Below are 26,987 nucleotides of genomic sequence, written 5' to 3' on the forward strand. Positions count from 1 at the left end.
CAAATTTTCGTTACGAAATGGGGGCGAGTGGGCGATCGATTTGCCACAATAGAGGCGTCCGAGGCAGTTCGACCATCCCAAACTGGGGGAACATCATGACGACGCTATACATCATCTGCCTGACGGTCGGCGGCGTATTCGTGGCCCTGGCCGCTTTCGCGGGACTCGACGGCGCGGATTTTGAGTTGGAATTCGATCCGGATGTGGAACTGGCCGATCGCCGAAATCCGACCGAATCCGGCGGAGTCTTGCAACCCAAACGCCGGTCGCCGCGCCTGACGATCCCCTTTTTGAGCCTGCGCTTCTGGACGTTTGGGGTCTGTTTCTTCGGGCTGACGGGGACGATCCTCTCCTTTCTCAGTCCGAGTTTAACTCCGACGGCGATCGCGGCGATTTCCCTTGCCGTCGGGGTGTTTTGCGGGGCGGCGGTCGTGTGGATTTTCGATGTCCTGCGATCGCAGCAGGCCAACAGCATGATGCAATCCAACGACCTGATCGGCCTGGGGGGGACGGTGGAACTTCCCTTCGACCGCGACAGCCGGGGCAAAGTGCGGCTGTCCGTCAAGGGTTGCACCTTCGACATGGGCGCGATGACCGAGGAAAGCCGGGAATTCTCTCCGGGCGATCGCGTGCTGGTGGTCGGAATGGAAAAAAACCGGGTCTGGGTCGTCTCGGAAGATGCCCTGAAACAGTCCCCATCTTAACGGGCCCGCCACCGTCAAGGCGTCTGCTCACTCTTTCTGGAAACCGCCATGAACCAACAATTTGTCGCATCTTTCAACCGGGAAAACGAGGTCGTCGTCGCGGAAGTGGTGCAGGCTCAAGCCCCCTTTCCGGCGACCCGCAGAAATGACATCAGCGATCAGATCGTCACCGGCTTGCCCATCGCCCTCGGCATTTTCGGGGCCTTGCTGCTGCTGTGGTTCCTTAACACCTTCATGCAGATCTGCAAGCCCAACGAGATCCTGATCCTTTCGGGCCGCAAGCACCGCAGCAAAGACGGGCGGGAAGTCGGCTACCGGGTGATTTTCGGTGGTCGGGCGATCTGCTGGCCGATCCTGGAAACCGTCAAAACGATGGATCTGCGGACCATGCCCGTCCCTGTGGAGGTCAAAAACGCCTATTCCAAAGGGGGGACGCCGTTAAATATCCAGGCGATCGCCAACGTGAAAATTTCCAACGATCTGGAAGTGGTGGGAAATGCGATCGAACGGTTTCTCGATCGCGATCGCTCCGAAATCTCCCGGGTGGCGCGGGAAACCCTGGAGGGCAACCTGCGCGGCGTCGTCAGCACCCTCACCCCCGAACAACTCAACGAAGACCGCCTCCGCTTCGCCGAACGCATTGCCGAGGATGTCTCCCGGGATCTGGTGAAATTGGGCCTGCAGTTGGATACCCTCAAAATCCAGAGCGTCTCCGATGACGTAGATTACCTCAACTCCATCGGCCGGCGTCAGATCGCCCTGATCGCCCGGGATGCGGAAATCGCCGAGTCCAACGCCGTCGCCGAAGCCGAACAGGTGGAGGCCGACTGCCGCCGCCAGGCCGAAGTCGCCCAAACCCAGGCCCGCACCTTCATCCAGGAAAAGGAAAACGAACTGCGGAAAATTCGCGCCGAACTTGAACAGCAGGCGCGATCGGAGGAAGAACGCACCACCGCTGCTGGAAAAGAAGCCCGCGCCCGGGCCGAACAGGTACTGCAGACCGTGCGGGCGGAGTTGGAACGGCTGCGCCTGGAAGTGGACGAAGTGCTCCCGGCGGAGGCCGACCGCCAAGCCCGGGAACTGCGGGCTCGGGGCGAGGCGGCGGCCCTGGCCGAAGATGCCCGCGCCTCGGCTGAAGTCAACGACCTGATCAACGCCGTCTGGCAGGAAATGGGGGCGGATGCTTCGGAACTGTTCTACTTGCAGCAGATCGAGATGGTGCTGCGGGAAGCGGCCCAGATTCCCCGCCGGGTGGACTTGCAGAATGTCAACATCATCGACAACGGGGACGGGAAAGCGATCGCCGGGTTGGTGCAGGCCTACCCCGAAATCTTCCGCCAATTCCTCGAAAGCGTCGATCGCACCCTCGGCATCAACGTCTCCCGCACCCTCGGCGACCACCGCAACGGCAACTCCTCGCCCGTTGTCGAAACGCAAAAGTAAAACCTCCTGGAGAGTCGATTATGGGAATTGTCATCGCCATACTGGCTGCATTGGGTCTAGGTACGGGGGCGACGGTGTTTATCATCCGCAACCTCCTGTACATCTGTCAGCCCAGCGAAGTGCTGATTTTCGCGGGCGGACGCCGCCCCACCGAAGGCGGGCGGGATGTGGGCTACCGTCTGGTCAAGGGGGGTCGCAGCATCCGCAAACCCCTCCTCGAACGCGCTTTTCAGATGGATCTGACCAACATGATCATCGAGTTGAAGGTGTCCAACGCCTACTCGAAGGGCGGCATCCCCCTGCGGGTGGACGGGGTGGCGAACATCAAAATTGCCGGGGAAGAACCCACCATCCACAACGCGATCGAGCGCCTGCTGGGCAAGAGTCGCAACGAAATCGAGCAGATCGCCAAAGAAACCCTGGAGGGGAATTTGCGGGGCGTGTTGGCGAGTTTGACACCGGAACAGGTGAACGGCGACAAGTTGGCCTTCGCGAAAAGTTTGCTGGAGGAGGCCGAAGACGACCTGGAACAACTGGGGCTGATTTTGGATACCCTGCAAATTCAGAATATTTCCGACGACGTGGGATATCTCGACTCCATCGGACGCCAGCAGCGGGCGGAACTGCTGCGGGATGCCCGCACCGCCGAAGCCCAGGCGAAGGCGGACGCGGCGATCCGCACGGCGGAAAATCGCAAGATGACGGAGTTGAAGAAGCTGGAAACTGAAGTCGAGGTGTCCAGGGCCGAGGCCGATCGCCGGGTCAAGGATGCTATGACGAAACGGGGGGCGGTGGTGGCCGAGTCCGAGTCGGAAATCGCCTCGGAGGTGGCGAGGACTCAGGCGGAGGTGGCGGTCCAGAAGGAACGTATCAAACAGGTGGAACAGAAGTTGCAGGCGGATGTGGTGGCCCCGGCGGAGGCGGAATGCAAGCGTGCGATCGCCCGGGCGCGGGGGGATGCGTCTCAGATCGTGGAGGAGGGGAAAGCCCAGGCCGAGGGGATTCGACGGCTGGCTGAATCCTGGAAAGCGGCCGGCCCCAACGCCCGGGAAATTTTCTTGTATCAAAAATTGGAGGTGCTGTTGAAGACGATGGCTTCCACCATCCCCGAGGTGTCCGTGGATAACGTCACCATCGTCGATGCCAGCCAGGGCAATACCGCCACCAAAATGGCCGCATTTTTTGAAGAGTTGCGCCAAACTACCGGCATCGACGTGGCCGGTGCCGTGCAGAATTTTGGCGGTCGCGCCCCCGAACCTCCCGTTCCCCCGGCGACTCCCCCGAAATCCATCAAATCTTCCCGCACCAACGGCCAAGCCGTCCGCCACACCCCGGCCTCCCCCCCTCCCAAACCGGAGGAGGCGATCGGATCGCTGCAATTGGAAGTCAAACAACTGCTCGATCGCGTGGCACAAAATACGAAGAATAACGCCGAGGCGGAGCAAGCCGTCGAACGGGCACTCCAACAGTATCCCAATTTCAAACGCCGCCTGCAAACTGTCCTGAAAACTCACGGTTCCCAGGCGGTGCGGACGCTGTTCAACCACCCCACGGTTTACATCCCCACGGCGATGTTGGAAATGTGGCTGGAACAGGATTAGCGATGGCGTTTTGAGACACTGGGTTTTGACGAGAATTGTCGGGGGCGATCGCATTTTGAGAAACCGGGTTTTTATAACCCTTGTCGGGGGTTATCAAAAACTATCATAAAAACCCGGTTTCTTCCCCCGGGCGATCGCGTTTTAGTTCGAGTCAACAATGGAAAGTTCCGAGGAGTGCCGGCAGCGATTATATGTTACACTCGTCGAGTCTCGGCGCGATCGCCACCTTTCCCCCACCCTCACAACCCGACGACGGAGCCGACAATTTCCATGTATCTTCCCCCAGAGTATTTAGAAAAATACGATATCGACATCGACCGGGAAGCCATTCTCCGAAAGCGAAAAGCCTTTCATCCCCGCCTCTTCGATCGCAAACTGCAACCCTACCGAGAAGCGGTTGAAGCCGTCGCAGACCTGGGAAGCGATGAGTTTGACGCGGCCGGTTCCGTGGTGAAAGTCGGCCGCGCGGGGGAACTCTCCGCCGCGGATCGACAACGATTTGAAGCCGCCCTGAAAACCTTCTGTCCCTGGAAAAAGGGGCCGTTTGAATTGTTCGGAACGTTCATCGATGCGGAGTGGCGATCGGACTGGAAGTGGGAACGAATCCTGCCCCACATCAGTTCCCTAAAAGGACGAAAAGTTGCCGACATCGGCTGTCACAACGGCTATTTCATGTTCCGGATGGCGCACGAAAAACCGGAGTGCGTCGTCGGTTTTGAACCCTACGCCAAACAGTTTTGGAACTTTCAACTGATTCAAAATATCGCCCGACAGGATACCCTCCACTTTGAACTGTTGGGGGTGGAAGATATCGACGACTATGCCAATTTTTTCGATACGATTTTTTGTCTGGGCATCCTCTACCACCACACCGATCCGATCAGGTTGCTGCGGAAAATGCGGCGAGCCCTCGCCCCCAAGGGAGAAATTGTCATCGACTGCCAGGGAATCCCCGGAGAAGATGCGATCGCCCTCACCCCCCGCAAACGCTATGCCAACGCCCGGGGAATCTGGTTCCTCCCCACCCAATCTGGCTTGGAAACCTGGATGATTCGGGCTGGTTTTGCTAATATCCGCGCCATTTTCAGTGCCCCCCTCTCCCCGGAGGAACAGCGACGGACGCCCTGGGCGGATATCGACAGCCTGGGGGAATTTCTCGATCCCGGCGATCGCACCCGCACCGTCGAGGGCTATCCGGCCCCGTGGCGATATTATCTCATCGCCCGACGGGGGTGAGGGGGGCGATGGTGGGGGGCGTTCGCGGGGACGGCGGCGGCTGAATTTTAAAAGTTTTGTAAAAAATGTGGATCGATCTGAAAAATTACTGATGAATCGTGTATAAATTGTAGATATTAGTTCGCGAAAATTCTCCGTCGTGATGCGGAGAGCTGTCTTCTCGGGAAAGACAATGGAATCACCGATCGAGCGGTTTCGTTTGTCCGAAGCCGCCAAAGAACAACTGATTCGACTCAAGCGCAGTACGAAAATCGAACAGTGGAACATCTTGTGTCGCTGGGCATTTTGCCGGTCTTTGGCCGAGCCGAGTCTTCCTTCTCCCGTCTCCGACTCGACAAAGGGCGGTATCGAACTGACGTGGCGAGTATTTGGCGGAGAACTGTCCGACGTCTTGCTGATAGCGCTCAAGCAGCGCTGTCACGAGGACGGTTTGGCGACCGATCGCCCAACCCTGGTGGAGCAATTTCGTCTGCACGTCCACCGGGGAATCGGCTACTTGGTTGGGGATGCCGAATCGCAGACCATTGACACTTTAACTCATTTGCTGCCGCCACCAAATCCGTAACTCCAATTACCCGAACGACTCGGTTGCTGTTGTTGCCGGAAAAGATCGCCTTCTTGGCCTCAGATGTAGCACCAGACTCATGTCCTTTTGAATTCTAAAATAATCGGCATGGCACCATCTAAATCCAGAAAATATCATAACATTATGGAAGATCTGGTCGCCGAAGAAGTGCGGCGCCAGTTGGCATTGCTGTCTCCGCGGCTGACCCAGTACATCAAACGGGTGGAGGTGGAAACCTACGCCCTGAACCGTTTGCCCCCCCTCTACGCTTCCAGCAAAGAAGGGTGGCTGCACCAAAAGCGCAAGGCGGGGAACGAATTGCCAGATCAAATTAAACAGTCCGTGCGCCAGGCGATCGCGGCTGTGCAGCGGGATCTGTTGAGAAACTCCACGCCCCTGGTGCCAGAAGAGAATGATGCGTCGTCCCCTGCCACCGCCGCCAAGACGGCCGAAAGCCGGTCGAGATCGGGTTTCAAGTCCGCCAGCGACGAATACCTGTACTGGCGCCGCGCCCGACCTTCCCACTCGGGTTAATCGGGTGAATTAGGGAACCGCCCCCGCAACAGGGGGAAAAAATGTCCGACCGGCCCCTGGCCGCGGCCGATGTGGAGGGAAAAGGCGAGGGCTTCGGTGACGTACTCTTTCCCCCGTCGTGCGGCGATCGCGGGGGGACGGCCGAGGGCGAGGTGGGCGGCGATCGAGGCCGAGAGGGTGCACCCCGTGCCGTGGGTGTGGGGGGTGTCCACCATCGCGGTTTTCAGGGTTTGAAACTGTTCTCCGTCGAACCACAGATCCACCCCCCGCAGTTCGCCTTCCATCCCCCCGCCTTTGACCAAAACCGCCCGCGGCCCGAGGGCGTGAATTCGCGCCGCCGCCTCCCGCATCTGTTCCATCGACTCCACCGCCATCCCCGCCAAGATCTGCGCCTCGTAGCGGTTGGGGGTGGCGATCGTCGCCTGGGGGAGCAACTCGTGCTTGAGGATGGAGATGGCGCGATCGTCGATCAACTGCGCCCCCGTCCGGGACACCATCACCGGATCGACAACCAGCCCCGACACCGGCAGATCCCGCAACCGGCGGGCCACCGCTTCGATAATGCCCGCATCCAACAGCATCCCCGTCTTGACCGCCCCCACCCCGATATCGGCCGCCACCGCGTCAATTTGAGCCGTCACAGCCTCCGGGGGGAGCGCATCGACCCGCATCACCCCCGAGGTATTCTGAGCCGTCACGCAGGTGAGAGCGCAGGTTCCGTGGACGCAGTGAAAGGCGAAGGTCCGCAAGTCGGCCTGAATCCCCGCGCCCCCGCCACTGTCCGAGCCGGCGATCGTCATCGCCACCGGAACCCCGGACAATCCATTTTCGACCCTTTCCATCGCCACTTGATATCAAATCCCGACAATCGACCCCAAAACACCTGCGGGCAAGGATGCCCGGGAAAATGGAGCAATTTTGTTCCGCACCCCTCCCGAATACCGACTTCCGAGTCCCGATCTCGGGTCAGCCTGCGTACCCAATAACCGGATCTGATGATTACCGGGTCGGACGGCGGCGGCGCAGGAAATCGGGGATGTCGAGGTCCGGCTGCTTGGGTTGCTGCGGCTCGGGTTGCGGTGTCGGTGTCGTTTGGGGACGCTGGAACAGCGGGTTCGTCGGTTTGGGAACCGGCGCTTCCCGTCCCGGAGGCGGCATCGTCCCCTTGTTCTCGCCGCTGAATCCGGTGGCGATCACCGTGATCTTCACTTCCCCCTGCATCCGCTCGTCGATCACCGCCCCGAAGATAATATTGGCGTTGGGATCGACCACCTCGTAAATCGTCTCCGCCGCCGCGTTCACCTCGTGCAGGGTCAGGTCGGTGCCGCCGGTGATGTTGAACACCACCCCCTTGGCGCCCTCGATGGAGGACTCCAGCAGGGGCGAAGAAATCGCCGTCAGGGCTGCTTCCCGGGCGCGGGACTTGCCCGATCCGAGCCCGATCCCGAGCAGGGCCGAACCCGCGTCGGCCATCACGGCCCGCACGTCCGCGAAGTCCACGTTCACCAGTCCGGGGATGGTGATGATGTCCGAGATCCCCTGCACCCCCTGGCGGAGTACGTCGTCGGCGTAGCGGAACGCATCCTGCACGGGGGTTTGCTCGTTGATCACCGAGAGCAACTTGTTGTTGGGGATCACGATCAGGGTATCCACCCGGGTCTGGAGGGCCGCAATCCCCTCGTCCGCCTGGGAAATGCGCCGCCGGCCCTCGAAGGTGAACGGCCGCGTCACCACCCCGATGGTCAGCGCCCCGATTTCCTTGGCCACCTCGGCCACGATCGGGGCGCCGCCGGTTCCCGTGCCGCCGCCCAAACCGGCGGTGATGAAGACCAAATCGGAGCCTTCCAAAGCCTGGGCGATCTCGTCCCGGGATTCTTCCGCCGCCTTCTGGCCGATCGCCGGATTGCCCCCCGCACCCAAACCCCGCGTCAATTTCTGACCCACCTGCAACCGTTTGGAAGCCCGGGACTGGGTCAGGGCCTGGGCGTCGGTGTTGACGGCCCAAAATTCCACCCCCGAAACCTCGCTCTCAATCATGCGGTTGACCGCGTTGCCCCCACTTCCCCCAACGCCAATCACCTTGATCTTGGCCGCGTTACTGGGAACAATATCACTACTCCAGGACTCTTCGTGAGACATGGCGTTACCATCACTATTTAAGTTTCCTAATCCTTCGTTTTTGCGAAACGGATTGGCCGATTCTGCTGCCGTCCACAAGTTGGCTTTTCCTTCTGATTGTCGTTCGCTTGGGGTGGAACCCAGATTGCTCTTATGAAGCATGATTTGATTAAGCGGTTGGGGTAGATGAATCAGTTTCAATATTGAGGCAACTCAAATTTAACTATAGGGTAAGTCGGACGAGAAACCAAGACCGAAGGTCGGGCGAAAGGGGGATTCAATCCGAGGTTGACTCGGGGGTAGAGGTGAGGGATTCCGACTGACTATCCGAAACCATCAAAACCAGGGGAGAGCCGGGATTTTTTAAGTCAATGTAGTCGATTTGACTGACATCGAGTTGTTCCGGCAATTTTCTCATCCGATCGAGAACCTGTAATTGTTCCGAAAAGCGACTTCCGTAGGACCCCAAGTGGACTGCCCCGATCTCAGTCATCAAAATAATATTAGCCGGATCTTGCCAATCAATTTCATAAACGTCAACCGGGGAGCGGCTCAGGGTCTCGTACAGTTGTTTCCAGTGCGGGCGGTACTGTTCGACCGGGCCGACGACCTTTAAATCGGGCAGTTGGTCCGTTTGTTTTAGCTCAGTATAGCTCGAGAAGGGCATCCAATTCCCCTCGGCGTCGAGCCATCCCAGGTCGGCGTCGCCCCCCCTGCGGTTCGTGGCGATCGCCGAGGAGGCGATCGCCACGGGACGCCGTTCCGTCACTTCGACGGTCAGGCGGGGGGGGAACACCTGGCGGCTGACGATCGCCTCCTCGATGGGCTGTTCCCGCAACAGGGCCTTTTCCATCGCCCGGGGTTGGATCTGCCAGATGGACTGGGGGTAGGACAGGGGCAGGCTGGAGCGGATCATCCGGTCGGAGAGCAAATAGTTCCCCTCCACGTCCACCTGTTCGGGTTGTCGGATCTGCCAGATGGGTTGGCCGATCGCCCACACCACCCCCCCCGCCAAACTGCCGACGGCCAAAGTTTGCCAGAGGACCTGAACCAATTTCAAACGGCGCTGACGGCGCAGTTGCCGGCGGCGATTCCCCAATTCAGTTGTCGAAACGGATACGATATTGGTCATTGATCCACCGAATGTCTGGTCACATCTATCTCAGAAATCGCCGCGATCGCGATCATATGGGGGGCGAAGCCGATCGGCGACGGCTCCCTTCCCGACAGACCCCACCCCCCGAGGATTCGCTCCCCCGATGCCCATCTCCCCACATCCCCAGCGCTTCGGTGTCATCCTACACTCAAAGTGAGGCATCCTAACACGAGATAGTGAATTTATGGTTGAGCTGAACCTGAATCAATTTTACAAAGCTTGCAACCCCAGCAAAACCATCGACATGGCAAATCCGGAGGATCGGCAGTATTATATCGATTTTTCGGCGGTCCGGGGCAGCGATATCGTCCGGGAGTTGAGTCGCACCATCACGTTGCTCTCGGGGGACGAACCCACCTGCCAACTGTTCTCGGGCCACATCGGCTGCGGCAAGTCCACGGAATTATTTCGTCTCAAAGATGCCTTGGAGCGCCAGGGATACCACGTTGTTTATTTCGAGTCCTCCCAGGATCTGGACATGGCGGATGTGGATGTCAGCGATATCGTCCTGGCTATCGCCCGCCAGGTGAGCGAACAGATGCAGGCGGCGGGGATACGGTTGAAACCGGGATATTTCGGGCGGCTGTTCGGCGAAATTTCCGACTTTTTGCAGACCCCCATCGAGCTGGGAGCCGAAGCGGAAATCTCCGTCGGCATCGCCCGCATCACCGCCAAAACCAAAGACTCCCCCAAATTGCGATCGCAACTGCGGCAGTACCTCGAACCCCGGGTCAGCAGCATTCTGGAAGCGGTGAACTCCGAGCTGCTGAAACCGGCTACCGAGATGTTGCGACAGCGGGGGAAACGGGGTCTGGCGGTGATCGTAGACAACCTCGACCGGGTGGACAATTCCCCCAAATCCTGGGGCCGCACCCAGCCGGAATACCTGTTCGTCGATCGCGGTGAACAACTCCGGCGCCTGCATTGCCACGTCATCTACACCATCCCCTTGACCTTAATTTTTTCCAACGATTACGGCAGGCTTTCGAGTCGCTTCGGGGTAAAGCCGAAAGTGTTACCGATGGTCCCGGTCATCGCGCGCACCGGGGAAGATTACCCCCCCGGCCTGACCTTGCTCCGACAGATGGTTTTGGCGAGGGCGTTTCCCCAGATCCCCCCGGACGACCGCATGGCTCGCGTCCCGGAATTGTTTGAAACCCCGGAAGTGCTCGATCGCCTCTGCCGGATCAGCGGCGGACATATGCGCCGGTTGTTAATGTTCATGTACAGTTGTTTGCAGCAGGAAGATCCCCCCTTTTCCGCCGCCTGTCTAGAAAACGTGATCCGGGAATATCGGGACGATTTGCTCGGGGCGATCGCCGAGGACGAATGGAATTTGTTGCTGCAAGTGGTGGAACATCAGAGCGTGCGCGGGGAGGAAGAATGTCAGACCCTGCTGCGGAGTATGTTCGTCTTTGAATACCGCGATCGCTCCGGGCGCTGGTTCGGGATCAATCCCGCCCTGGCCGAAACCCGGCACTACCAAAATTGGCGTCGGAAACAGCCGGCCATTTCTCCCCCGTCCGAACTGGAAAAGGCCTGACATCAAAAAGACGATATTAAAAAATATTAAGTGGGGCTTGAAAAATCCCCTAAAATCATCGAAAATATTGGCAAAATCGGCGTTCCAGAACGTCAATTTTATCGGGGTTACTACGGGATAATTTTGGCAAAATTCCAGCTATCCCCAGATAGATATCGGGAAAATTTTGACCGGAACTGCCATCTTCGGGAAAAGGGATTCGGGAGTCGGTATTAGGGAGTCGGAGCGAGGGTTTTGACAATTAAGGTCTGTGACGACTCCAGCGCTCACTGCTATATTTCAGGGTTTTCAAAAAGTCAAAAGTGGGTGGGACAGATGGCTTGATCGAGCGGATTTTAAAACGGATCGGCTGGTCTTGTTTTATCCTTTCAAAGTGGGGGCTTTCGACCGGTTTATTCGGCTATTTTACCGGGAAATATCCTCCCACGCAAACCCTCATTTTTGGCAACAACGTGTCATGATAGACCAATTGACCCCTCCCCAAAGCCCGAGCCAAAACGAGCGATCGCTCGCCCGCCTGGTGCGCGCCATCTCCCTGTCCCAGGGACAATTTTCCCTGATTCTAGCCGGCTGCAACTACTCCGGCCTGCGGCGGCAAATGATCAGAAAACTCCAGGAACGGCTCTGCGAGCGCGAAACCGGACAAAAAAGCCTCGAAATTCAAACCCTGACCCTTTCTGCGGACGTCGTCACCCTCTACAGCACCCTAAAAGACGCGATCGCCGCTCCCCCCCCGTCGGCCCTGATGGTGGCGGGGTTGGACGGGGTGGAATCCCCCGACGTCCTGCTCAGTTCCACCAACCAAGTGCGGGACGAATTTCGCAAAACCTTTCCCTTTCCGCTGGTCCTGTGGGTCACAGATAATCTAGCCAAAAAACTGATCCGACTCGCCCCGGACTTCAAAAGTTGGGCGGCGGCCACCATCCACTTCGAGATGGCGACCCCCCAACTGCTGCAGTTCCTCACCTTACAAGCCCACACCCTCTTTTCCCTGGCGGAACTGCGAATCCGCGACTGGGAACCCGAAACTCCCCACCCCGGCGACCAGTCCGGCCCCCCCAAATACGACTTCGCCCCCGGTTCGAGCCGCCGTCGGGAACTCGAGGCGGCCTGGAAAGACCTGGCCGACCGTGGCGTCGAACTGGACCCCTTCCTAGAAGCGAGCCGCCAATTCATCTTCGGCCTCGACTGCGACGGGCTCGACGGGCCGGACCGGGCCCGCCAACATTACCGGCAAAGCTTGGCCCGCCTGCAAAACGCCGGCCCCGAAACCGGCTCCCGCCCCATCTCCCACCGAGAACGTCAGGGGATCATCAGATTCCACATCGCCCTCACCGACTGCCTCCAGGCCGCCCGCAGCCCCGCGGCCGACCGCCCCCCGCTCCTAAGCGCCAAAACCAACCTGGAACGGTGCCGGGACACCTTCGCCGCCGTCGGACGCCCCGACCTGGTGGCGGGGGTGCTCCCTCACCTGGGCGAAGTCCTCAAACGGCTGCAACAGTGGGAGGAGCTGCAAGTTTTGGCCGAAACGGGGCTGAAAATGCACCTCAGCTACGGCCCCGACCGCCAACTGGCCCGGGATTACGGCTTCATGGCAGAAGTCGCCCTCCGGCGCGGCGCCTGGAACGAAGCCCTGGAACTGGCCAAGCTGGCCCTGGCGATCCTCTCCGAGGGGGACTCCCAGAGCGAACGGGGAGCCTACCTGCTGCTGTCGGCCCGCAGTTGCAAACACTTAGATCGCCGGGAACAGGCCATCCGGGAATTGGAAACCGCCCGCCGTTCCACCTCCCCGGGCTACGACCCCCAACTCTACATCGACATCCTCGCCGAGCTGCGGGATCTGTACTACGAAAGCGGCCGATACCTGCAGGCTTTCCGGGTCAAGAAACGGCAGCGGGAAATCGAGCATCAATATGGATTCCGCGCCTTCATCGGGGTCCACCAACTGCAACCACCCAAACGGGTTCTCAACCCCGCCGGCGCCGGAGGTGAAGCCGAAATAGCGGTCGCCCGGGATCTGACCGTTTCCAGCCGCGAACGGGACATCGACAACCTGATCCGGCGGTTGGGGCGCGACGACCACAAATTGATCGTCGTGCACGGCCGGTCTGGGGTGGGGAAGAGTTCCCTGATCGACGCCGGGTTGGTGCCGGCCCTGGAACAAATCAGCCTCGGCGCCCGGAACCTGCTCCCCGTGGTCGTCCGCAGTTACACGGACTGGGTGCGGGAAGTCGAAGGCGCCCTAGCCTATGCCTTACTCCACCAAGATTACATCGAACTCGAAGATGTCAACCTGAAGCGGCTCTGGTACCGGACCGTCCGGGCTTCGCAATACGCCCGGGAGGAGTTCGGTGGCGACCGGGCCGCGTACATTTTGCACCCGGAATCCTTCGTGCCGGACCGGCTGCAAAAAAACGCCGACAAAAACCTCCTCACCGTTCTGATCTTCGACCAATTTGAGGAATTCTTTTTCGTGTCCCGGGAACGGGTGCACCGCCAAACCTTTTACGAGTTTTTGCGGCTGTGCCTGAACATCCCCTTCGTGAAAGTGATCCTCTGCCTGCGGGAAAGCTGCCTCCACTACTTGCTCGAATGCGAGACCCTGTGTCCTTTAGATGCTCTCAACAACAATATTTTGGACAAACGGGTCCGCTACCACCTGCGGGACTTTTCCCGGGCCGAGGCTCGGATCGCGATCGAGCGCCTCACCCGGCGGGCGAAATTTGAGCTCGAAAGCGCCCTGATCGACCAGTTGGTAGAAGATCTGGCCGACGAACGCTGCGAAATTCGCCCCATCGAACTCCAGGTGGTCGGGTCCCAACTCCAGGAAGAGGGGCAGGGGGGCATCCGGACGCTGCGGGACTATCAACGCCTCGGCCTGGACCCGAAAGCTACCCTGATCGGGCGTTCCATCGATGCGATCGTGGGAGACTGCGGGCCGGAGAACGCCGAGGCAGCCTGGGACGTGCTGTTCGCCCTCACCGACGACAAACTCGGCCGCCCGATCAAAACCCGGTCAGAACTCACCGCCGCGGTCCGCCACCCCCCGGCGGTCGGCCACTCCTTCATCGACGTCATCCTCGAATCCGGGCTGCTTTTGCGCCGCCGGGAGGAGCCGGAAGACCGCTACCAACTGATGCACGACTATCTCGTTGTGCCGATCCGATCGCGCTACGCGGTCCTCGATCGCCGGCGGCAGGGGACGATTCAAAAACGGCTCCGGCAGGCCCAGGTGGCCAAGAACGAGGCGGAAGCGGCTCGGAAATTGAGTCAGGAACAGCTCGTCCACCGCAACCGCCTCCTGAAACAACTGCTGTGCGTTGCCCTGGCGGCGGTGGTGGGGCTGGGGATCTCCACACTCGTCGCCTACCAACAGAAGCGCCTCGCCTACATCACCTCCCTGACGGCTACCTCCGACGCCCTGTTTTTCTCCCACTACCATTTCGACGCTATGCTCGAAAGTTTGCAAGCTGCCCGACAACTGCAGCGCCTGCGGCGGTTGACCCCGGGTTCGGCGGCCTTGCGGGATGCCCAAATGCGGGTCGCCGCCACCCTCGGACAGGCCGTCTACGGAACCCACGAGGGCAACCGCCTGGAGGGACACGGGGACGTGGTGTGGGACGTGGCCTTTAGCCCCTCGGGCGATCGCCTGGCCTCGGCCAGCGTCGATGGCACGGTGAAACTCTGGACGCGGGAAGGGGAGGCGATCGCGACCCTGGAAGGACACGGCGAAAGCGTGTCCGCCCTCGATTTCAGCCCGGACGGCCGGATGCTGGCCTCGGCCTCCCATGACCGGACGGTGAAACTCTGGAGTCGGGACGGGGAACTGTTGCAAACCCTGGCCGGACACGGGGATCTCGTCTCCAGCGTCCGCTTTTCCCCGGACGGTGAACTGCTGGCTTCGGCTTCCAAAGATGGCGCGGTGAAACTCTGGAGTCCGGGGGGGGAAGTCCTGAAAACCCTGCGATTTCCCGATTGGCCCCTCAAGTGGCTCGACTTGAGCCCCGACGGCCGGCTGTTGGCGGTGGCCGGGGACGGCCCGCAGGTGCAACTGTTCGACCGCCGGGGCCGGCGGCAGGGGCGCCTGAACCACTGTCCGCCCCAGCAGCAGGAATGTACCATTTACGCGGTCGATTTTTCGTCGGACGGCGATCGGATCGCTACCGCCGGGACGGACGGGACGGCGAAACTCTGGGACCGCCGGGGACGGCTGATCGGGGTTTTGGAGGGACACGAGGGGACTGTCTACAGCGTGGCCTTTTCCCCGGAAGCTGGGATGGTGGCGACGGGGGGAGATGACAAGACGGTGCGGCTCTGGAGTGGGGAGGGGGAATTGTTGCTGACGTTTCGGGGTCACGGGGACAAGGTGACGCGGGTGAATTTTTCCCCCGACGGGGGCACCCTCGCCTCGGCGAGTTACGACAAAACGATCAAGTTGTGGCGTTTGGAAAACAATCCCCTCGACATCCTGGAGGGACACCGACATCGGGTCCTGGATGTGAGTTGGAGCCCCGACGGCCGCATCGTCGCCTCCGCGTCTCAAGACCGGACGGTGAAACTGTGGAGCCGTTCGGGGCAGTTGCTGCAAACCCTCTCGGGCCACGGCGATCGCGTGGCTGAGGTCAGTTTCAGCCCGGACGGCAAGTGGGTGGCGACGGCCGGATATGACCACCGCGTGAAACTCTGGCGGCGCCTCGATGCCGACCAGGACTCGGGCCGGTGGGGCGATCGCCGGCCTTCCCGGGGGAGGCCGACCCGGGGGGTCGCTTCTTCCGCGATCGTTGCCCCCGAACCGGTGAAAACGTGGGTCGCCCACGGGGATAGCGTCATGAGCGTGAATTTCAGCCCCGACAGCCGATATATGGTCACGGGGAGCAAGGATCGGACGGTGAAGTTGTGGACGGCCGACGGCCGGCTGCTGCGAACCCTGCACGGACATCGGGGGTGGGTGAATCGGGTCTGTTTCAGTCCTGACGGCGACACCATCGCTTCGGCCAGCGACGATGGCACGGTGCGGTTCTGGAATTGGCGGGGAAAACAGTTGAAAATGATCCAGGTGTCGGACAGCTACGTTTTGGGCGTCAGTTTCAGTCCCGATGGCAAGGTGGTGGCGACGGCCGGATATGACAATAAAGTCAAGTTGTGGAGTCGGGACGGGGTCTGGCTCGACACGCTGTTGAAGGGAACCAGTGACAGCGTGACGGATGTGGCGTTCAGCCCCGACGGCCGGCTGGTGGCCTCGGCGAGTTACGACGGCTACGTCCGCATTTGGAGCACCCGCGACGGCACGTTATTGAAAACGTTGATGGCACACGGAGATAGCGTCATGGCCCTGAGTTTCAGCCCCGACGGCCGCATCCTCGCTTCGGCGAGTCGAGACCAGACCGTGATCCTCTGGAATTTGGATCTGGATGATTTGATGCGAAAAGCCTGCGACTGGCTCCGGGATTACCTGAAAACCAACCGCAACCTCGGCGATCGCGATCGGCAACTGTGCCGTCAGTAATTGAGAATTGACCGCCGACAATTGACAATTGTCAATTCATTTCCATACCCCGCCCCGGCGGGGTGCACTTCGGGGATTCTGTGTTGACATCCTCATAAAGCCGTCCTCTCAGGACGGGGTTTTAGACCCACACTTATGATAAAGTTAACAATTGTAACGAATATGAGTTTTCGATTATCTCCGGGTTAATAGCACTTCCCTATCGTTCACCTTTGAGAATTTGGTATAAAACATCCATGCAACAGACCTGGCCGCACAAACTCTTCCGATCGCTCGCCGCATTCTGTTTGGCCCTCTCGCTTTGGGCGATCGCACCCGCCGCAGGGGCCTACAACAATCCGGAACTGCTCCCGGACATCCAAACGCCGGTCATCGACCTGGCCGAAGTCCTCACCGACGTCCAGGAAAATCTCCTGGCCGAAGACCTGCAACAGTTTGAATCTGAGACGGGATGGAAACTGAGGGTCCTCACCCAATTCGATCGCACCCCGGGCCGAGCCGTCAAAGCTTACTGGGGACTCGACGACCGCAGTGTCCTCCTGGTCGCCGACCAGCGGGGCGGCAACATCCTCAATTTCAGCGTCGGCCGCGACCTCTACGACCTCCTCACCCGCACGTTTTGGGTGGAACTCCAGACCCGCTACGGCAACCAATATTTCGTCCGCGACAACGGCGAAGACCAATCCATCATCCAATCCATCGAAACCATCGAAGGCTGTCTGCTGCAAGAGGGCGGCTGCCGCGTCGTCCCCGGCCTGCCACAAGAACAGTGGATTTTGACATTAATTACTTCCGCCCTCGGCGGGGTCATTTGCGGGTTCGCCGCCATCCCCCGCAAACCCGGACAACTGGTGGCTTGGCAGTGGGCGTTAATTTTTTCTCCCCTCTGGGGCATCCTGTTTATCGCCTTCGGCATCGGTCCGGTGATCAGCCGCACGTCCGATTGGATTCCCTTGGTCCGCAATATTTCTGCTTTCTTGATCGGCCTCCTCGCCGCCTACCTGACCCCGATGTTCAGCCAGTCTTCGACCTCGGAATCGGAAACTTAAATCTCGATTTTAAAACTGTTGAAATTTTGCGATCGTCGGCGGGAGACTGCCGGCGATTTTGATTCGGGAATTTAAGAACCACAGAGGCACGGAGAACACAGAGAAGGAGTAGTGTACCGAATGAGTTGGGAATGATGAACGCTCCTCAACCCGTCTGAAAAATATTTTGCACCATTTTTTTATCCGTCCCCGCCGCCGCTTTATCCAGTTCCGCAACCTCCCCCGAGTCCAACTGCCAACCCAGAGCGCCGATATTCTGTCGCGCCTGTCCGACACTCTTCGCGCCGGGAATGGGAATGGCGCCCTTACAAATACACCAATTCAGGGCCACCTGAGCCATCGTTTTCTCCCGCGATCGCCCGATCTCTTCCATGCAGTCCAAAAGCGACCGACACCCCGGCAACAACCGTTTGAACAGCCAACCCCTGAGCCCTTTTGGAAACGGGCCGTTTTCGGAATATTTACCCGTCAAAATTCCCAACGCCAAAGGACTGTAAGCAATCAACCGGATGCCCAATTCGTCGCACACTTCTTTGACTCCCAGTTCCGTCACCGGATCAGTCGAAAGTAAGGAATATTGAACCTGTAGGGTGGCGATGGGAACGCCGCGATCGCCCAACCGACGATGCACCCACTTCAACCGTTTTGGGCCGTAGTTGGACAATCCCACCCCCTTAACTTCCCCCCGTTCGTACAGGTCCGCCAAACCGTCCAAAAGCGGCCCCTCCTGCCAGGGGGCGTAATTGGCGGTGGACCAGTGCATCTGTACCAAATCGACCTTTTTACCCAGGCGATCTGCGGAAGATAAACCGGCGGAAACCATAGAACCCCTCGTCAACCGCCAAGGATAGGCGGCGAGTTTGGTGGCGATACAAATATCCTCCTGATTCGGACCGACATACTCCCGGCAAAAACGCCCCAAAAGCATCTCGCTGCGACCGTTTAACCGACCGGTTCCGTAAGAGTCCCCCGTATCGAATACCGTCACCCCATTCTCGACACAAAGGTTAAAAACGGCTTGCAATTCTTCGTCCATCTTCGGGTCGTATCCCCACAGCAGTCGGTTGCCCCATGCCCAGGTGCCGCAACCCATTTTTGAGAGGTGGAGTTTTTGGTGATTCTGCATCATTAATTCCCTGTCGTTTTTGTTATTCCCTACTCCCTCCTCAAGCGATCGCATATCCGGTGTGGGGGCGAACTTCGGGGGGTTGAAATCCCAACACGATATCGGATTTGGGAATACCGGCTTCCAGCAATTCTTCGGTGATTCCGTCTTCGATGCCGTCCCGTTGAATCCAGATTTTGCCGTCGATAATCTGGACGTGGGTGATGCAGCCGTGGACGCGGCGTTTTTGCTGCCAACCGACATCGAATAATAAAAAATGATTGCGATCGCGATCGACGATCACATATTCATCGATTTCTCCGTAAGAATAGGGGATGGCGGCGTGTCGTTTGAGAATGTTTTCGATGGTGTCTCGATAGAATTTTAGGCGATCCATTCTGCGGCCTCCTCTGTTTCGGGATTGAAAATGAATAGGCTGATTTTATTTAACTCGATCATTAATTTCGGTAATTCCTCGGAAAAGAAATCCGAAAATACGGTTTCCGGGATGGCGAGATAAAGTTTGCGATCAGGTTCGAGTTTGGATAAAACTTGGGAATACATGATATATTGTCCCAGAGCTTGTTCCAAATCTTTGACGGGAGAAGGATTTAAAAAGCTTTTGACTTCGATCGCGACTTGATGTCCTTCTTTCTGTGCCGCCAACAACTTCTCGGCACCGAGATCCACATATGTCATCCGACCGCCAAACTTCAAACGGAGGGGATCGTGAGTGATCGTCCATCCGTCTTTGATCAAAGCGGTTTTGACCGTTTCGTGATAGATATCTTTCGCCATTCCACCACTGTCTGATTCGAGCCGATTTTGAGCGGTTTCTCTATTGTAGCGCGATCGCGGACAATTAAGCGATCGCATATCCGGTGTGGGGGCGAATTTCGGGGGGTTGAAATCCCAGGACGATATCGGATTTGGGAATACCCGCTTCCGGCACTTCTGCTGTCGCAACCGAACTCTCATCATCCACGACTCAGGGCAAATGTTCGGATCGCCCGGTCATCGAGAACGAAATGTTGGTTCAAGATAATTTTCAAGCGATCGCGCGTGTCAATAATCAGAATAATTGCTTCGTTAAAGTCGGGTAAAGTGGATGTGGTTGAACGCCATGTTCAGATTGGCGGGATAGACGGCGACAAACAGGGCGACTAAACCCCAGGCGGAAAGTCTGCGGGTGGCGGGTATCAACAGGCCGATGCCCAGCAAAATTTCGATGACACCGCTGATGTAAACCAGGGCGGCGGGGGCGGGTAAAAAGTCGGGGACGATGCGAATGAAGGGTTCCGACGCGGCGAAATGTAAAGTCCCCGCCACCAGCATACAAACCGCCAGAACGCCCCGCAGCGTCCGTTTATTTTGCTGAAATTGGTTTCGGATTTTGTCCAACATGGATAATTGTTCTCTCGGCTTTCTTTCAGTCCCCAGACGGCCAGTTTATATCGAGTCCGACGATGAAGAATCCCCCCCAGCCCCCCTTTGAAAGGGGGGAGAAGAATCCCCCCAGCCCCCCTTTGAAAGGGGGGAGAAGAATCCCCCCCAGCCCCCCTTTGAAAGGGGGGAGAAGAATCCCCCCCAGCCCCCCTTTGAAAGGGGGGAGAAGAATTCCAAGTCCACCTTTCCAAGGGGGATTTATGGGGATTTTCCCATCGCAAACTCCCAGACCCAACTTCCAGGTTGCCAAGAAACGCCCGATCCTTCATCCACCCCAAGTCATAAGATCAGATCCGATCATTTGCCCACATAATCTCCCCAATCCACGAAGCGAGGATTTTTGCTATTAGCTTGGGAATTAATTCCCAAGCGGTTTGGGTATTCGACTTTTCTCGAAGTCCCCCTTTTTAAGGGGGATTTAGGGGGATCGAACCGTATCGCAGCAGAACGAAAACTGCTATAATCGAGTTTGATAGAAGTCGCAGTTCGGCAATTCAAAAAAGATTCTATTTTTTCGGATAGTTGCCCCTGGCGGTCGTTCCGCCGTCAATGGTCAACACCTGACCCGTCATCCAGGCGGCGGCATCGGAACTCAAAAAAACGGCCAATTCTCCGATTTCATCGGTGGTTCCATATCTGCCCAGCAAAATTTTCGGCATCCAAAACTCGCGATTTTCTCGCAATCCGTCTTGATTTCTCTCCACCTCGACGGCGCCGGGGGCGATTGTATTGACTCGAATTTTGGGTTTGGAGGACTCCGTTATAATTGGTTTTATAATGGAGGATAATTTTAGTTTTGTGTCGGGCAAGCGATCGCGCAATCCCCGCCCCGATGCCGCTAGAGGCGCCCGTGATTAGAATGGTTTTATTGTTCAGTTCTTCGTACATCGCTAAATCTGGCAGTATCAAATAATTCGTAAACGTTATATCAGATCCGATTGTTTGACTGCAAATTGATCGTCATCCCCCCCAGCCCCCCTTTGTAAGGGGGGAGAATAGGTTTCAAAGTCTCCCTTGCCAAGGGGGATTTAGGGGGATTTTTCGATCCGGTTAAAGGTGTAGAATCCCCCCCAGCCCCCCTTTGTAAGGGGGGAGAATGGGTTTCAAAGTCCCCCTTTCAAAGGGGGATTTAGGGGGATTTTTCAGAAACTCAAATAGACTCAATTCAAGCTGATGGAGGAACAAACAGATGGAAATTCGACGGGCACGGACGGAAGATTTCGATCGCATTTGGCCGATCTTCAAAGAAGTGGTGAGTCGGGGCGACGCCTACGCCTTCTCCCCCGAAACCGATCGCGCCGCCGCCCATCAAATTTGGATGGAAATTCCCGCCGCCACCTACGTCGCCATTTCCGAGGGAAAAATCGTCGGCACTTACTACATCAAACCCAACCAACCCGGACTCGGTTCCCACGTCTGCAACGCCGGATTTATGGTCGCTTCCGACGCCAGGGGACAGGGGATCGGCCGATCGCTCGGACGTCACGCCATCGCCGAAGCGGTGCGACTCGGATTCCGGGCCATGCAATTCAACTTCGTCGTCAGCACCAACGAACCGGCGGTCAAATTGTGGAAATCACTCGGATTTGCGATCGCCGGAACCCTGCCGAAAGCCTTCCGCCATTCAACCCTCGGATGGGTGGATGTCTATGTGATGTACCAGTGGTTGGGGGATTAGGGATTTTTCGCCGCCTCCACCTGCCGCCGCAAGTCGGCGACTTTATCCAACAAATCGGATTGAGCGATCGCGCTCTGTTCCCCGGTTTTCAGCCATTTCAGGTTGACGGTCCCGGCTTCGGCCTCCGCATCTCCGAGCACCAGGCAAGCCGCCGCGCCGCTGCGATCGGCCCGTTTGAACTGCTTCCCGAAGGCGCTGCCGCTCAAATCCAGTTCCACGCGAAAACCCGCGCCGCGCAGCTTTTGAGCCAAAATCAAAGCCCGACTTTCGGCCTTTTCTCCCCGGGACACCAGATAAAATTCCGGGGCGAGATTGGGGGGCTCGTGGAGTTGCTGCAACAGGATGATCAGCCGTTCCAGACCGATCGCCCAACCCACCGCCGGGACCTGGGGGCCGCCGAGTTCCCGTACCAAACCGTCGTAGCGTCCGCCGCCGCACACCGTCGCCTGGGCGCCGAGGTCGTCGGAGATGATTTCAAACGCCGTGTGGGTGTAGTAGTCCAGACCGCGCACCAATCGGGGATTGAGGGTGTAGGAAATTCCCAATTCCGTCAATAAGTATTGGACGCGATCGAAGTGGGCCCGGGAGCGATCGCCCAGGTGGTCCAAAATGCTGGGGGCGTTTTCCGCGATCTCCCGAGTCCGCTTATCCTTGCTGTCGAGAATCCGCATCGGGTTGCGGGTGAGGCGATCGCGGGAGTCGGGGTCGAGTTCGTCTTGATAGGGAGTCAGATAGTCCACCAACGCCTGACGGTAACGCCGGCGATCTTCGGGATCGCCGACGGAGTTGAGGTCTAGGTGCAGATTTTGCAATCCCAACGTTTGCAGGATTTCCGTCGCCGCCGCGATGACCTCCACATCGGCCCGGGGATCGTCGCTGCCGAGCACCTCGACGCCGATCTGGTGAAATTGTCGCTGTCGTCCGGCCTGGGGGCGTTCGTAGCGGAACATCGGCCCGAAATACCAGAGCCGCTGCACTCCCCCGGCGGCGTGCAATTTCCGTTCGATGTAGGCCCGCACCACCCCGGCGGTTCCCTCCGGACGCAGGGTGATGGAGCGATCGCCGCGATCGGTGAAGGTGTACATTTCCTTGCCCACCACATCCGTCGCTTCCCCGATGCCGCGTTCAAATAAGGCGGTCTGCTCGAAGATGGGTGTCCGAATTTCCTGATAATTGGCCCGGGACAAGACGGCTTCGGCCACCGATGCCACCCGCTGCCAGTACCCCACCTCCTCCGGCAGGATGTCGCGGGTTCCCCGTAACGCTTGAATTGAGTCCATGTCTTCCTGAGTTGGCGATCGCGTCTGTTCAATAGAATACGACACACCCCCCTCCATAGAGAATGGGGCATGATCAATTGTCAATTATCAATTATCAATTTCCCAAGATCCGTGGCGATCGCCGTAATAGGTTAAAATTTCTTCGATTTGCCGGTCGATTTCCGGGTCGGCCGCTTCCGGAGACTCGATCCACAGGCCGGCGACTTGACTTTGGGTGTAGTCGAACGCTGACCATTCCGAATCGTCCGAAACGGCAGGCATGGGAAGCAAACCCGTCCGTACACCCCGCACCTGGCGGAGGTGGGCTGCAACTTCCCGATAGATAGCTAAGGGCAGGCGGGGACAGCGGAGGTGACGGCGGGGAGGGGTTTGTGCTATTGACATGGTGCTGAGTGAGGTTTGGTTTTCCTACTCAACCGAGGATACAGGATGTTCCGCACTTTCGGACGAGGGGGAGTCCGGCAACAGACAGCAGTTGATGCTGTCGATGCAGACTTTGCCCCATTGCAGGGCCCAGCGGACTAACTCTACCCGGTTGTCCGTCGCGGTTTTGGTCAGGATGTTGCTGATGTGGTTGTCCACGGTGCGTTTGCTGATTTCCAGCCGTTCCGCAATTTCCTGGTTTGTCAGTCCGATCGCGACGAGTTCGACCACCTGCAGCTCTCGCTCGGAGAGGGAAACCGGGCTCTTAGACTTACCATGCGACATGACGGTATCCTATCTCTGCATATTTACCTACTTATAATTCTAAATGGATCTTGACCAAAAACGTTATATAACGTGTTAGACCGGTGAGTTGGGGAGATGGAACTTTGAACCATTTGTAACGTCGGGGCGGGGGAATTTTAAGAATTAGGAACAGGACTGCAGGATTTTTTCGGTCTTTTGCCCGCCGCTCCCCGGGAGCTGCACCTGATTGAACTCTATTTTTTACAGTCAAGATGAATCATTCTCGCGTTCTTTGCCTCGGTGAAATTTTGTTCGATTGTCTGGCCGACGGATTGCATCAGTCCTGGGAGGCGGTGGAATCGTGGACGGCTTACCCCGGAGGTGCACCGGCTAACGTGGCCTGCGGGTTGGTGAAGTTGGGGACTTCATCCGCATTTGTCGGGGCGATCGGTTTTGACGAAGGGGGCGATCGCCTGGTGGCATTTCTCCGGGATGCGGGGGTGGACATTACGGGTGTCCAGCGCCACCCCACCGCCCCCACCCGGCGGGTTTTCGTGCTCCGATCGCCATCCGGGGAGCGGGAGTTTGCCGGCTTCGGAACCCTCGACACGACGGCCTTCGCCGACACCCGCCTGCAGGCGGACTGGATGCCCGAGTCATTGTTTCTCGACGCCGATTTTTTGGTGTTGGGGACTCTGGGGTTGGCTTACCCGGAAACCCGGGCTGCGATCGCCCGCGCCCTGAAATTGGCCGATCGCTACAATTTGAAAATTTTGGTGGATGTCAACTGGCGGCCGGTGTTCTGGCCCGATCCCGGGGCGGCCAAGCCGCTGGTGACGGACCTGCTCAAACGGGTGGATTTCGTGAAATTGTCGGAGGAGGAAAGCGAGTGGCTGTTTGACACGACCGATCCCGGCGCGATCAACTACCGCTTGGACTCCGTGGAGGGGGTGCTGATCACCCGGGGCGATCGCGGTTGCGCCTACTGCCTGTCCGACCGCGAGGGGTCGTTTCCGGCTTTCCCCGTGGCGGTCGAGGATACGACGGGGGCCGGGGACGGCTTCGTGGCGGGGTTCGTCCACCAGATCCTGGGGCGGGGTCTGGCTGGCCTGCGGGACCCGCAAACGGCGCGGGAAATCGTCGCCTACGCCAGCGCCGTGGGGGCCCTGACGGCGACGAAACCGGGGGCGATCGCGGCCCAACCCACCGCCGCCGAGGTGGAGGCGTTTCTCCAGTTCGGGGAGTAGGGAGTCGGGAGTCGGTATTAGGGAATTTTGACTTTCTCCACACCCGGCACCCGGCGCGAAGCGCAATATTTTGTAATCGGGAGGACACAGCGGCTTCCGAGTCCGCCGGAAACCAATCCGATGTTAGATGAAAAGAGCGTCCCGCCCCCGCCAGAAGAAGAGGTAGCCGAGACGATGGGAAAAAATGTCGAATCTTTGCAGATTTCCCATGCCGCCTCCCCGGTTGGGGAGTGGGTGACGTTGAGTCTGAGGGTGGTGGCGATCGCGCCCGCCCGGGACACCGAGCCTAAACATTTGATCGAAATAGCCGATCGCGCCCGATATCGCGCCCAAGCCGGTGGCTGAAATCCGGTCAGATCCGTTCTATGATATCCTGATAATTAAGCAGAATTTTCAGACGTCGGGAATTTCAGATTTGAGATTCTCCCTTGGGGACGGAGCTATCGGAATGAGGAGTGAGAAGTCATGGAGTTTCTCACTTCTCTTTTCTCGCTTCTCTTTTCTCCCTACACCCTACACCCCATCTTCACGATCTTACATCCGAGCCAAAGCCGCAATTTTGGCTCGCTTATCTGTCTCCAGACCCTGTAATTCCTCTAAAGTCAACCACTTCTCTTTGAGCAACTGAGCCAACACGAAAATTAGCACCGAATATCGACCGTCGTATTTACCCTCAATTTCGTGCCGTTTGGCACTCAAAAAATCGTGCAGCCGCCAAATGGCATCAATATCAGTAATTTCAACTGCTTTTTGTCGAACTTCATCCATCAACGTTTTAATTTCGCGATCGTAAGCTTTCTGCAAAGCTTCATCTGCGACTGTCTTTTCGGCTTCAGACCAATTAATTTCATTCACAAATCGTTACCCAAGCTGATCGTTATCTAGGGGTGCGTGTCCAGATATTGACAGATTAAAATCATCAAAAATAGCCCGACTCTTTGTTGAAAAAGCCGGCAATTTCAGTTTGCCTTTGATCCGGCACGAAGCACTTTAATCATTATAGAACAGTCAGTCATCCACTTCGCACCCCTCACGGCTTTGGGAGTTCGGTTTTGCCCGAACCGACGTTCATAGTGCGATCGAACAGGGAGCGTTCTGCAAAAGAAAACGTCTCCCTGTCCCCTCGTTCGATGAAAAACCTGATTCTAACGAACCAAATTGAGCAGTTCTTTGGGCGATGCCAACAGATCGATCGCCACGAAGAAAATTTGATTTTCCGGGTTGAGCAAGAATCGCCAAGCAATATTCATGCCGACGTTCCCTCCAAACCACGGCGTTTGCACCTTACCCGTCACTTTAACCTGGGTGTAGCCGTCTTCTGCGGGTTCCTCAACACCGCGCTCGGGGAGTAACTTGAGGTTCTGGCACTCCTCTCGGAAAAAGCGCAATACGTTCTCTTTGCCGACAATTGGTTTTTGGAAAGGAGGTTGCAGGGCGCCGTCAGAGACAAACAGTTCGATGAGCGTATCAAAATCGTTGGCATTTAGGTTGTTCATATATTCCAGCACGGTGGAATTGCTGACACCTTCAATTTTGACTGAAGTTCGCTGGGACACCTCTTGGGGGGGGACGACTGGCTCGGCAACGCGGGTAGAACTGCCTAAGTTACTCGCATCGAGGCCCATGCCAACGACGCAATTCCGCAACACCGTAATTTGCTGGCCGGGATCGAGTCCCTGAATCGTCGCTAAAACGGCAGTGGCATTGGCAGAAAGTTCGTAGCCTTCGGGAATCGGCGCCACACTGCCGTCATCCATCCACTGTCCGAGTTGATACCAGAATCCCAGTTTGATGTTGGGAGACCAGCTTCCGTAGGCGCGACAAATGGGGGTGTCGGCGCGGTTGGCGAGGTCGCACATCGCCTGGGTTTGTTGCATGGGGGTCATCTGCCGAATTTCATTGAGGGTATTCTCGGCAAACTGCATATTAGCCGCCCCGGGCGCCGCAATGGTGATAGTTTTACCCATTTCAAGATAGGCAAACCAGATCAGGGCCAGTTGATCTTCGGCATTGAGCTGCTTGAATCGGGCGATCGTCGCGGGAACGACATCGGCCGATAAGGTTTCGGGGAAAATGCCACGGGCCGAATCAATGGTAAATGGCATGG

Annotated in this window: 26 protein-coding genes; 12 read left to right on the plus strand and 14 right to left on the minus strand. The window is 57.9% G+C overall.

Features of this window, described 5'->3' with window-relative positions; all coding sequences use genetic code 11:
* Nucleotides 1-95 precede the first annotated feature (95 nt).
* The 6 genes from LKE08_RS24835 to LKE08_RS24860 all read left to right on the plus strand — a co-directional run bounded on the left by LKE08_RS24835 (nucleotide 96) and on the right by LKE08_RS24860 (nucleotide 6,083).
* Nucleotides 96-704: an NfeD-like protein gene (locus LKE08_RS24835; protein WP_324706966.1), complete on the plus strand. Its 609-nt coding sequence runs from the start codon at nucleotides 96-98 to the stop codon at nucleotides 702-704.
* A 48-nt stretch (nucleotides 705-752) separates the two neighbouring features.
* Nucleotides 753-2,147 (plus strand): SPFH domain-containing protein, encoded by a 1,395-nt coding sequence (locus tag LKE08_RS24840; protein WP_324706967.1) that lies wholly within the window; start codon nucleotides 753-755, stop codon nucleotides 2,145-2,147.
* Nucleotides 2,148-2,167: 20 nt separating this feature from the next.
* On the plus strand, nucleotides 2,168-3,748 hold the full coding sequence (locus LKE08_RS24845; RefSeq protein WP_324706968.1) for an SPFH domain-containing protein: 1,581 nt from the start codon (nucleotides 2,168-2,170) through the stop codon (nucleotides 3,746-3,748).
* A 174-nt stretch (nucleotides 3,749-3,922) separates the two neighbouring features.
* Nucleotides 3,923-4,984, plus strand: coding sequence for a tRNA 5-methoxyuridine(34)/uridine 5-oxyacetic acid(34) synthase CmoB (gene cmoB, locus LKE08_RS24850; protein ID WP_324706969.1), 1,062 nt, complete (start codon nucleotides 3,923-3,925; stop codon nucleotides 4,982-4,984).
* Nucleotides 4,985-5,156: 172 nt separating this feature from the next.
* Entirely contained in the window at nucleotides 5,157-5,549 is a 393-nt protein-coding gene (gene dndE / locus LKE08_RS24855) for a DNA sulfur modification protein DndE (RefSeq protein ID WP_324706970.1), read from the plus strand.
* A 144-nt stretch (nucleotides 5,550-5,693) separates the two neighbouring features.
* On the plus strand, nucleotides 5,694-6,083 hold the full coding sequence (locus tag LKE08_RS24860) for a late competence development ComFB family protein (RefSeq protein ID WP_324706971.1): 390 nt from the start codon (nucleotides 5,694-5,696) through the stop codon (nucleotides 6,081-6,083).
* On the opposite strand, the gene thiD is transcribed toward LKE08_RS24860, so the two are convergent.
* From thiD to LKE08_RS24875, 3 genes are all read right to left on the minus strand, one after another.
* A complete protein-coding gene (thiD, locus tag LKE08_RS24865; RefSeq protein ID WP_324706972.1) occupies nucleotides 6,080-6,925 on the minus strand; it encodes a bifunctional hydroxymethylpyrimidine kinase/phosphomethylpyrimidine kinase in 846 nt (281 codons plus the stop codon). The genes LKE08_RS24860 and thiD overlap by 4 nt on opposite strands.
* A gap of 157 nt (nucleotides 6,926-7,082) precedes the next feature.
* Entirely contained in the window at nucleotides 7,083-8,363 is a 1,281-nt protein-coding gene (ftsZ, locus tag LKE08_RS24870; RefSeq protein WP_324706973.1) for a cell division protein FtsZ, read from the minus strand.
* Nucleotides 8,364-8,478: 115 nt separating this feature from the next.
* Nucleotides 8,479-9,333, minus strand: a complete 855-nt coding sequence (locus LKE08_RS24875) for an FtsQ-type POTRA domain-containing protein (protein ID WP_324706974.1) — start codon at nucleotides 9,331-9,333, stop codon at nucleotides 8,479-8,481.
* A gap of 208 nt (nucleotides 9,334-9,541) precedes the next feature.
* Between LKE08_RS24875 and LKE08_RS24880 the strand changes: the two genes are divergently transcribed.
* From LKE08_RS24880 to LKE08_RS24890, 3 genes are all read left to right on the plus strand, one after another.
* Nucleotides 9,542-10,900: an ATP-binding protein gene (locus LKE08_RS24880; protein WP_324706975.1), complete on the plus strand. Its 1,359-nt coding sequence runs from the start codon at nucleotides 9,542-9,544 to the stop codon at nucleotides 10,898-10,900.
* 457 nt (nucleotides 10,901-11,357) lie between these two features.
* Entirely contained in the window at nucleotides 11,358-16,406 is a 5,049-nt protein-coding gene (locus tag LKE08_RS24885; protein WP_324706976.1) for a WD40 repeat domain-containing protein, read from the plus strand.
* Between the two features lie 236 nt (nucleotides 16,407-16,642).
* Nucleotides 16,643-17,455 (plus strand): TPM domain-containing protein, encoded by an 813-nt coding sequence (locus LKE08_RS24890; RefSeq protein WP_324706977.1) that lies wholly within the window; start codon nucleotides 16,643-16,645, stop codon nucleotides 17,453-17,455.
* A 145-nt stretch (nucleotides 17,456-17,600) separates the two neighbouring features.
* On the opposite strand, the gene LKE08_RS24895 is transcribed toward LKE08_RS24890, so the two are convergent.
* The 6 genes from LKE08_RS24895 to LKE08_RS24920 all read right to left on the minus strand — a co-directional run bounded on the left by LKE08_RS24895 (nucleotide 17,601) and on the right by LKE08_RS24920 (nucleotide 20,815).
* Nucleotides 17,601-18,581, minus strand: coding sequence for an aldo/keto reductase (locus LKE08_RS24895; protein WP_324707090.1), 981 nt, complete (start codon nucleotides 18,579-18,581; stop codon nucleotides 17,601-17,603).
* A 40-nt stretch (nucleotides 18,582-18,621) separates the two neighbouring features.
* Nucleotides 18,622-18,957 (minus strand): XisI protein, encoded by a 336-nt coding sequence (locus tag LKE08_RS24900; RefSeq protein ID WP_324706978.1) that lies wholly within the window; start codon nucleotides 18,955-18,957, stop codon nucleotides 18,622-18,624.
* On the minus strand, nucleotides 18,945-19,358 hold the full coding sequence (locus LKE08_RS24905) for an element excision factor XisH family protein (protein ID WP_324706979.1): 414 nt from the start codon (nucleotides 19,356-19,358) through the stop codon (nucleotides 18,945-18,947). Before LKE08_RS24905 ends, LKE08_RS24900 begins: the two co-directional genes overlap by 13 nt.
* A 64-nt stretch (nucleotides 19,359-19,422) precedes the next feature.
* The gene (locus LKE08_RS24910; protein WP_324706980.1) at nucleotides 19,423-19,545 is read right to left on the minus strand and encodes an element excision factor XisI family protein; all 123 of its coding nucleotides are present in this window, start codon (nucleotides 19,543-19,545) and stop codon (nucleotides 19,423-19,425) included.
* 104 nt (nucleotides 19,546-19,649) lie between these two features.
* A complete protein-coding gene (locus tag LKE08_RS24915) occupies nucleotides 19,650-19,964 on the minus strand; it encodes a DoxX family protein (protein WP_324706981.1) in 315 nt (104 codons plus the stop codon).
* A 548-nt stretch (nucleotides 19,965-20,512) separates the two neighbouring features.
* Nucleotides 20,513-20,815, minus strand: a complete 303-nt coding sequence (locus tag LKE08_RS24920) for an SDR family oxidoreductase (protein ID WP_324706982.1) — start codon at nucleotides 20,813-20,815, stop codon at nucleotides 20,513-20,515.
* Between the two features lie 380 nt (nucleotides 20,816-21,195).
* On the opposite strand from LKE08_RS24920, the gene LKE08_RS24925 reads away from it, so the two are divergent.
* A complete protein-coding gene (locus LKE08_RS24925) occupies nucleotides 21,196-21,684 on the plus strand; it encodes a GNAT family N-acetyltransferase (RefSeq protein WP_324706983.1) in 489 nt (162 codons plus the stop codon).
* Here LKE08_RS24925 and hisS read toward each other — a convergent pair.
* The 3 genes from hisS to LKE08_RS24940 form a co-directional block, all read right to left on the minus strand.
* A complete protein-coding gene (hisS, locus tag LKE08_RS24930) occupies nucleotides 21,681-22,964 on the minus strand; it encodes a histidine--tRNA ligase (protein WP_324707091.1) in 1,284 nt (427 codons plus the stop codon). The two genes, LKE08_RS24925 and hisS, sit on opposite strands and share 4 nt — an antisense overlap.
* 87 nt (nucleotides 22,965-23,051) lie before the next feature.
* Entirely contained in the window at nucleotides 23,052-23,348 is a 297-nt protein-coding gene (locus tag LKE08_RS24935) for a hypothetical protein (RefSeq protein ID WP_324706984.1), read from the minus strand.
* A gap of 24 nt (nucleotides 23,349-23,372) precedes the next feature.
* Nucleotides 23,373-23,672: a helix-turn-helix transcriptional regulator gene (locus LKE08_RS24940; protein WP_324706985.1), complete on the minus strand. Its 300-nt coding sequence runs from the start codon at nucleotides 23,670-23,672 to the stop codon at nucleotides 23,373-23,375.
* Nucleotides 23,673-23,905: 233 nt separating this feature from the next.
* On the opposite strand from LKE08_RS24940, the gene LKE08_RS24945 reads away from it, so the two are divergent.
* Complete coding sequence (locus LKE08_RS24945; protein ID WP_324706986.1) at nucleotides 23,906-24,880, plus strand: carbohydrate kinase; 975 nt, start codon at nucleotides 23,906-23,908, stop codon at nucleotides 24,878-24,880.
* A gap of 120 nt (nucleotides 24,881-25,000) precedes the next feature.
* Nucleotides 25,001-25,225, plus strand: a complete 225-nt coding sequence (locus tag LKE08_RS24950) for a diguanylate cyclase domain-containing protein (RefSeq protein WP_324706987.1) — start codon at nucleotides 25,001-25,003, stop codon at nucleotides 25,223-25,225.
* A 189-nt stretch (nucleotides 25,226-25,414) separates the two neighbouring features.
* Here the strand turns inward: LKE08_RS24950 and LKE08_RS24955 are convergent, their stop codons facing one another.
* Both LKE08_RS24955 and LKE08_RS24960 read right to left on the minus strand, forming a co-directional pair.
* Nucleotides 25,415-25,735 (minus strand): hypothetical protein, encoded by a 321-nt coding sequence (locus tag LKE08_RS24955; RefSeq protein ID WP_324706988.1) that lies wholly within the window; start codon nucleotides 25,733-25,735, stop codon nucleotides 25,415-25,417.
* A 290-nt stretch (nucleotides 25,736-26,025) separates the two neighbouring features.
* The gene (locus LKE08_RS24960) at nucleotides 26,026-26,985 is read right to left on the minus strand and encodes an orange carotenoid-binding protein (RefSeq protein WP_324706989.1); all 960 of its coding nucleotides are present in this window, start codon (nucleotides 26,983-26,985) and stop codon (nucleotides 26,026-26,028) included.
* Between the last annotated feature and the right edge of the window lie 2 nt (nucleotides 26,986-26,987).

Origin of the sequence: Lyngbya sp. CCY1209 (genome assembly GCF_035615495.1) — a bacterium.
In the GTDB taxonomy this organism is placed as follows: domain Bacteria; phylum Cyanobacteriota; class Cyanobacteriia; order Cyanobacteriales; family Microcoleaceae; genus Limnospira.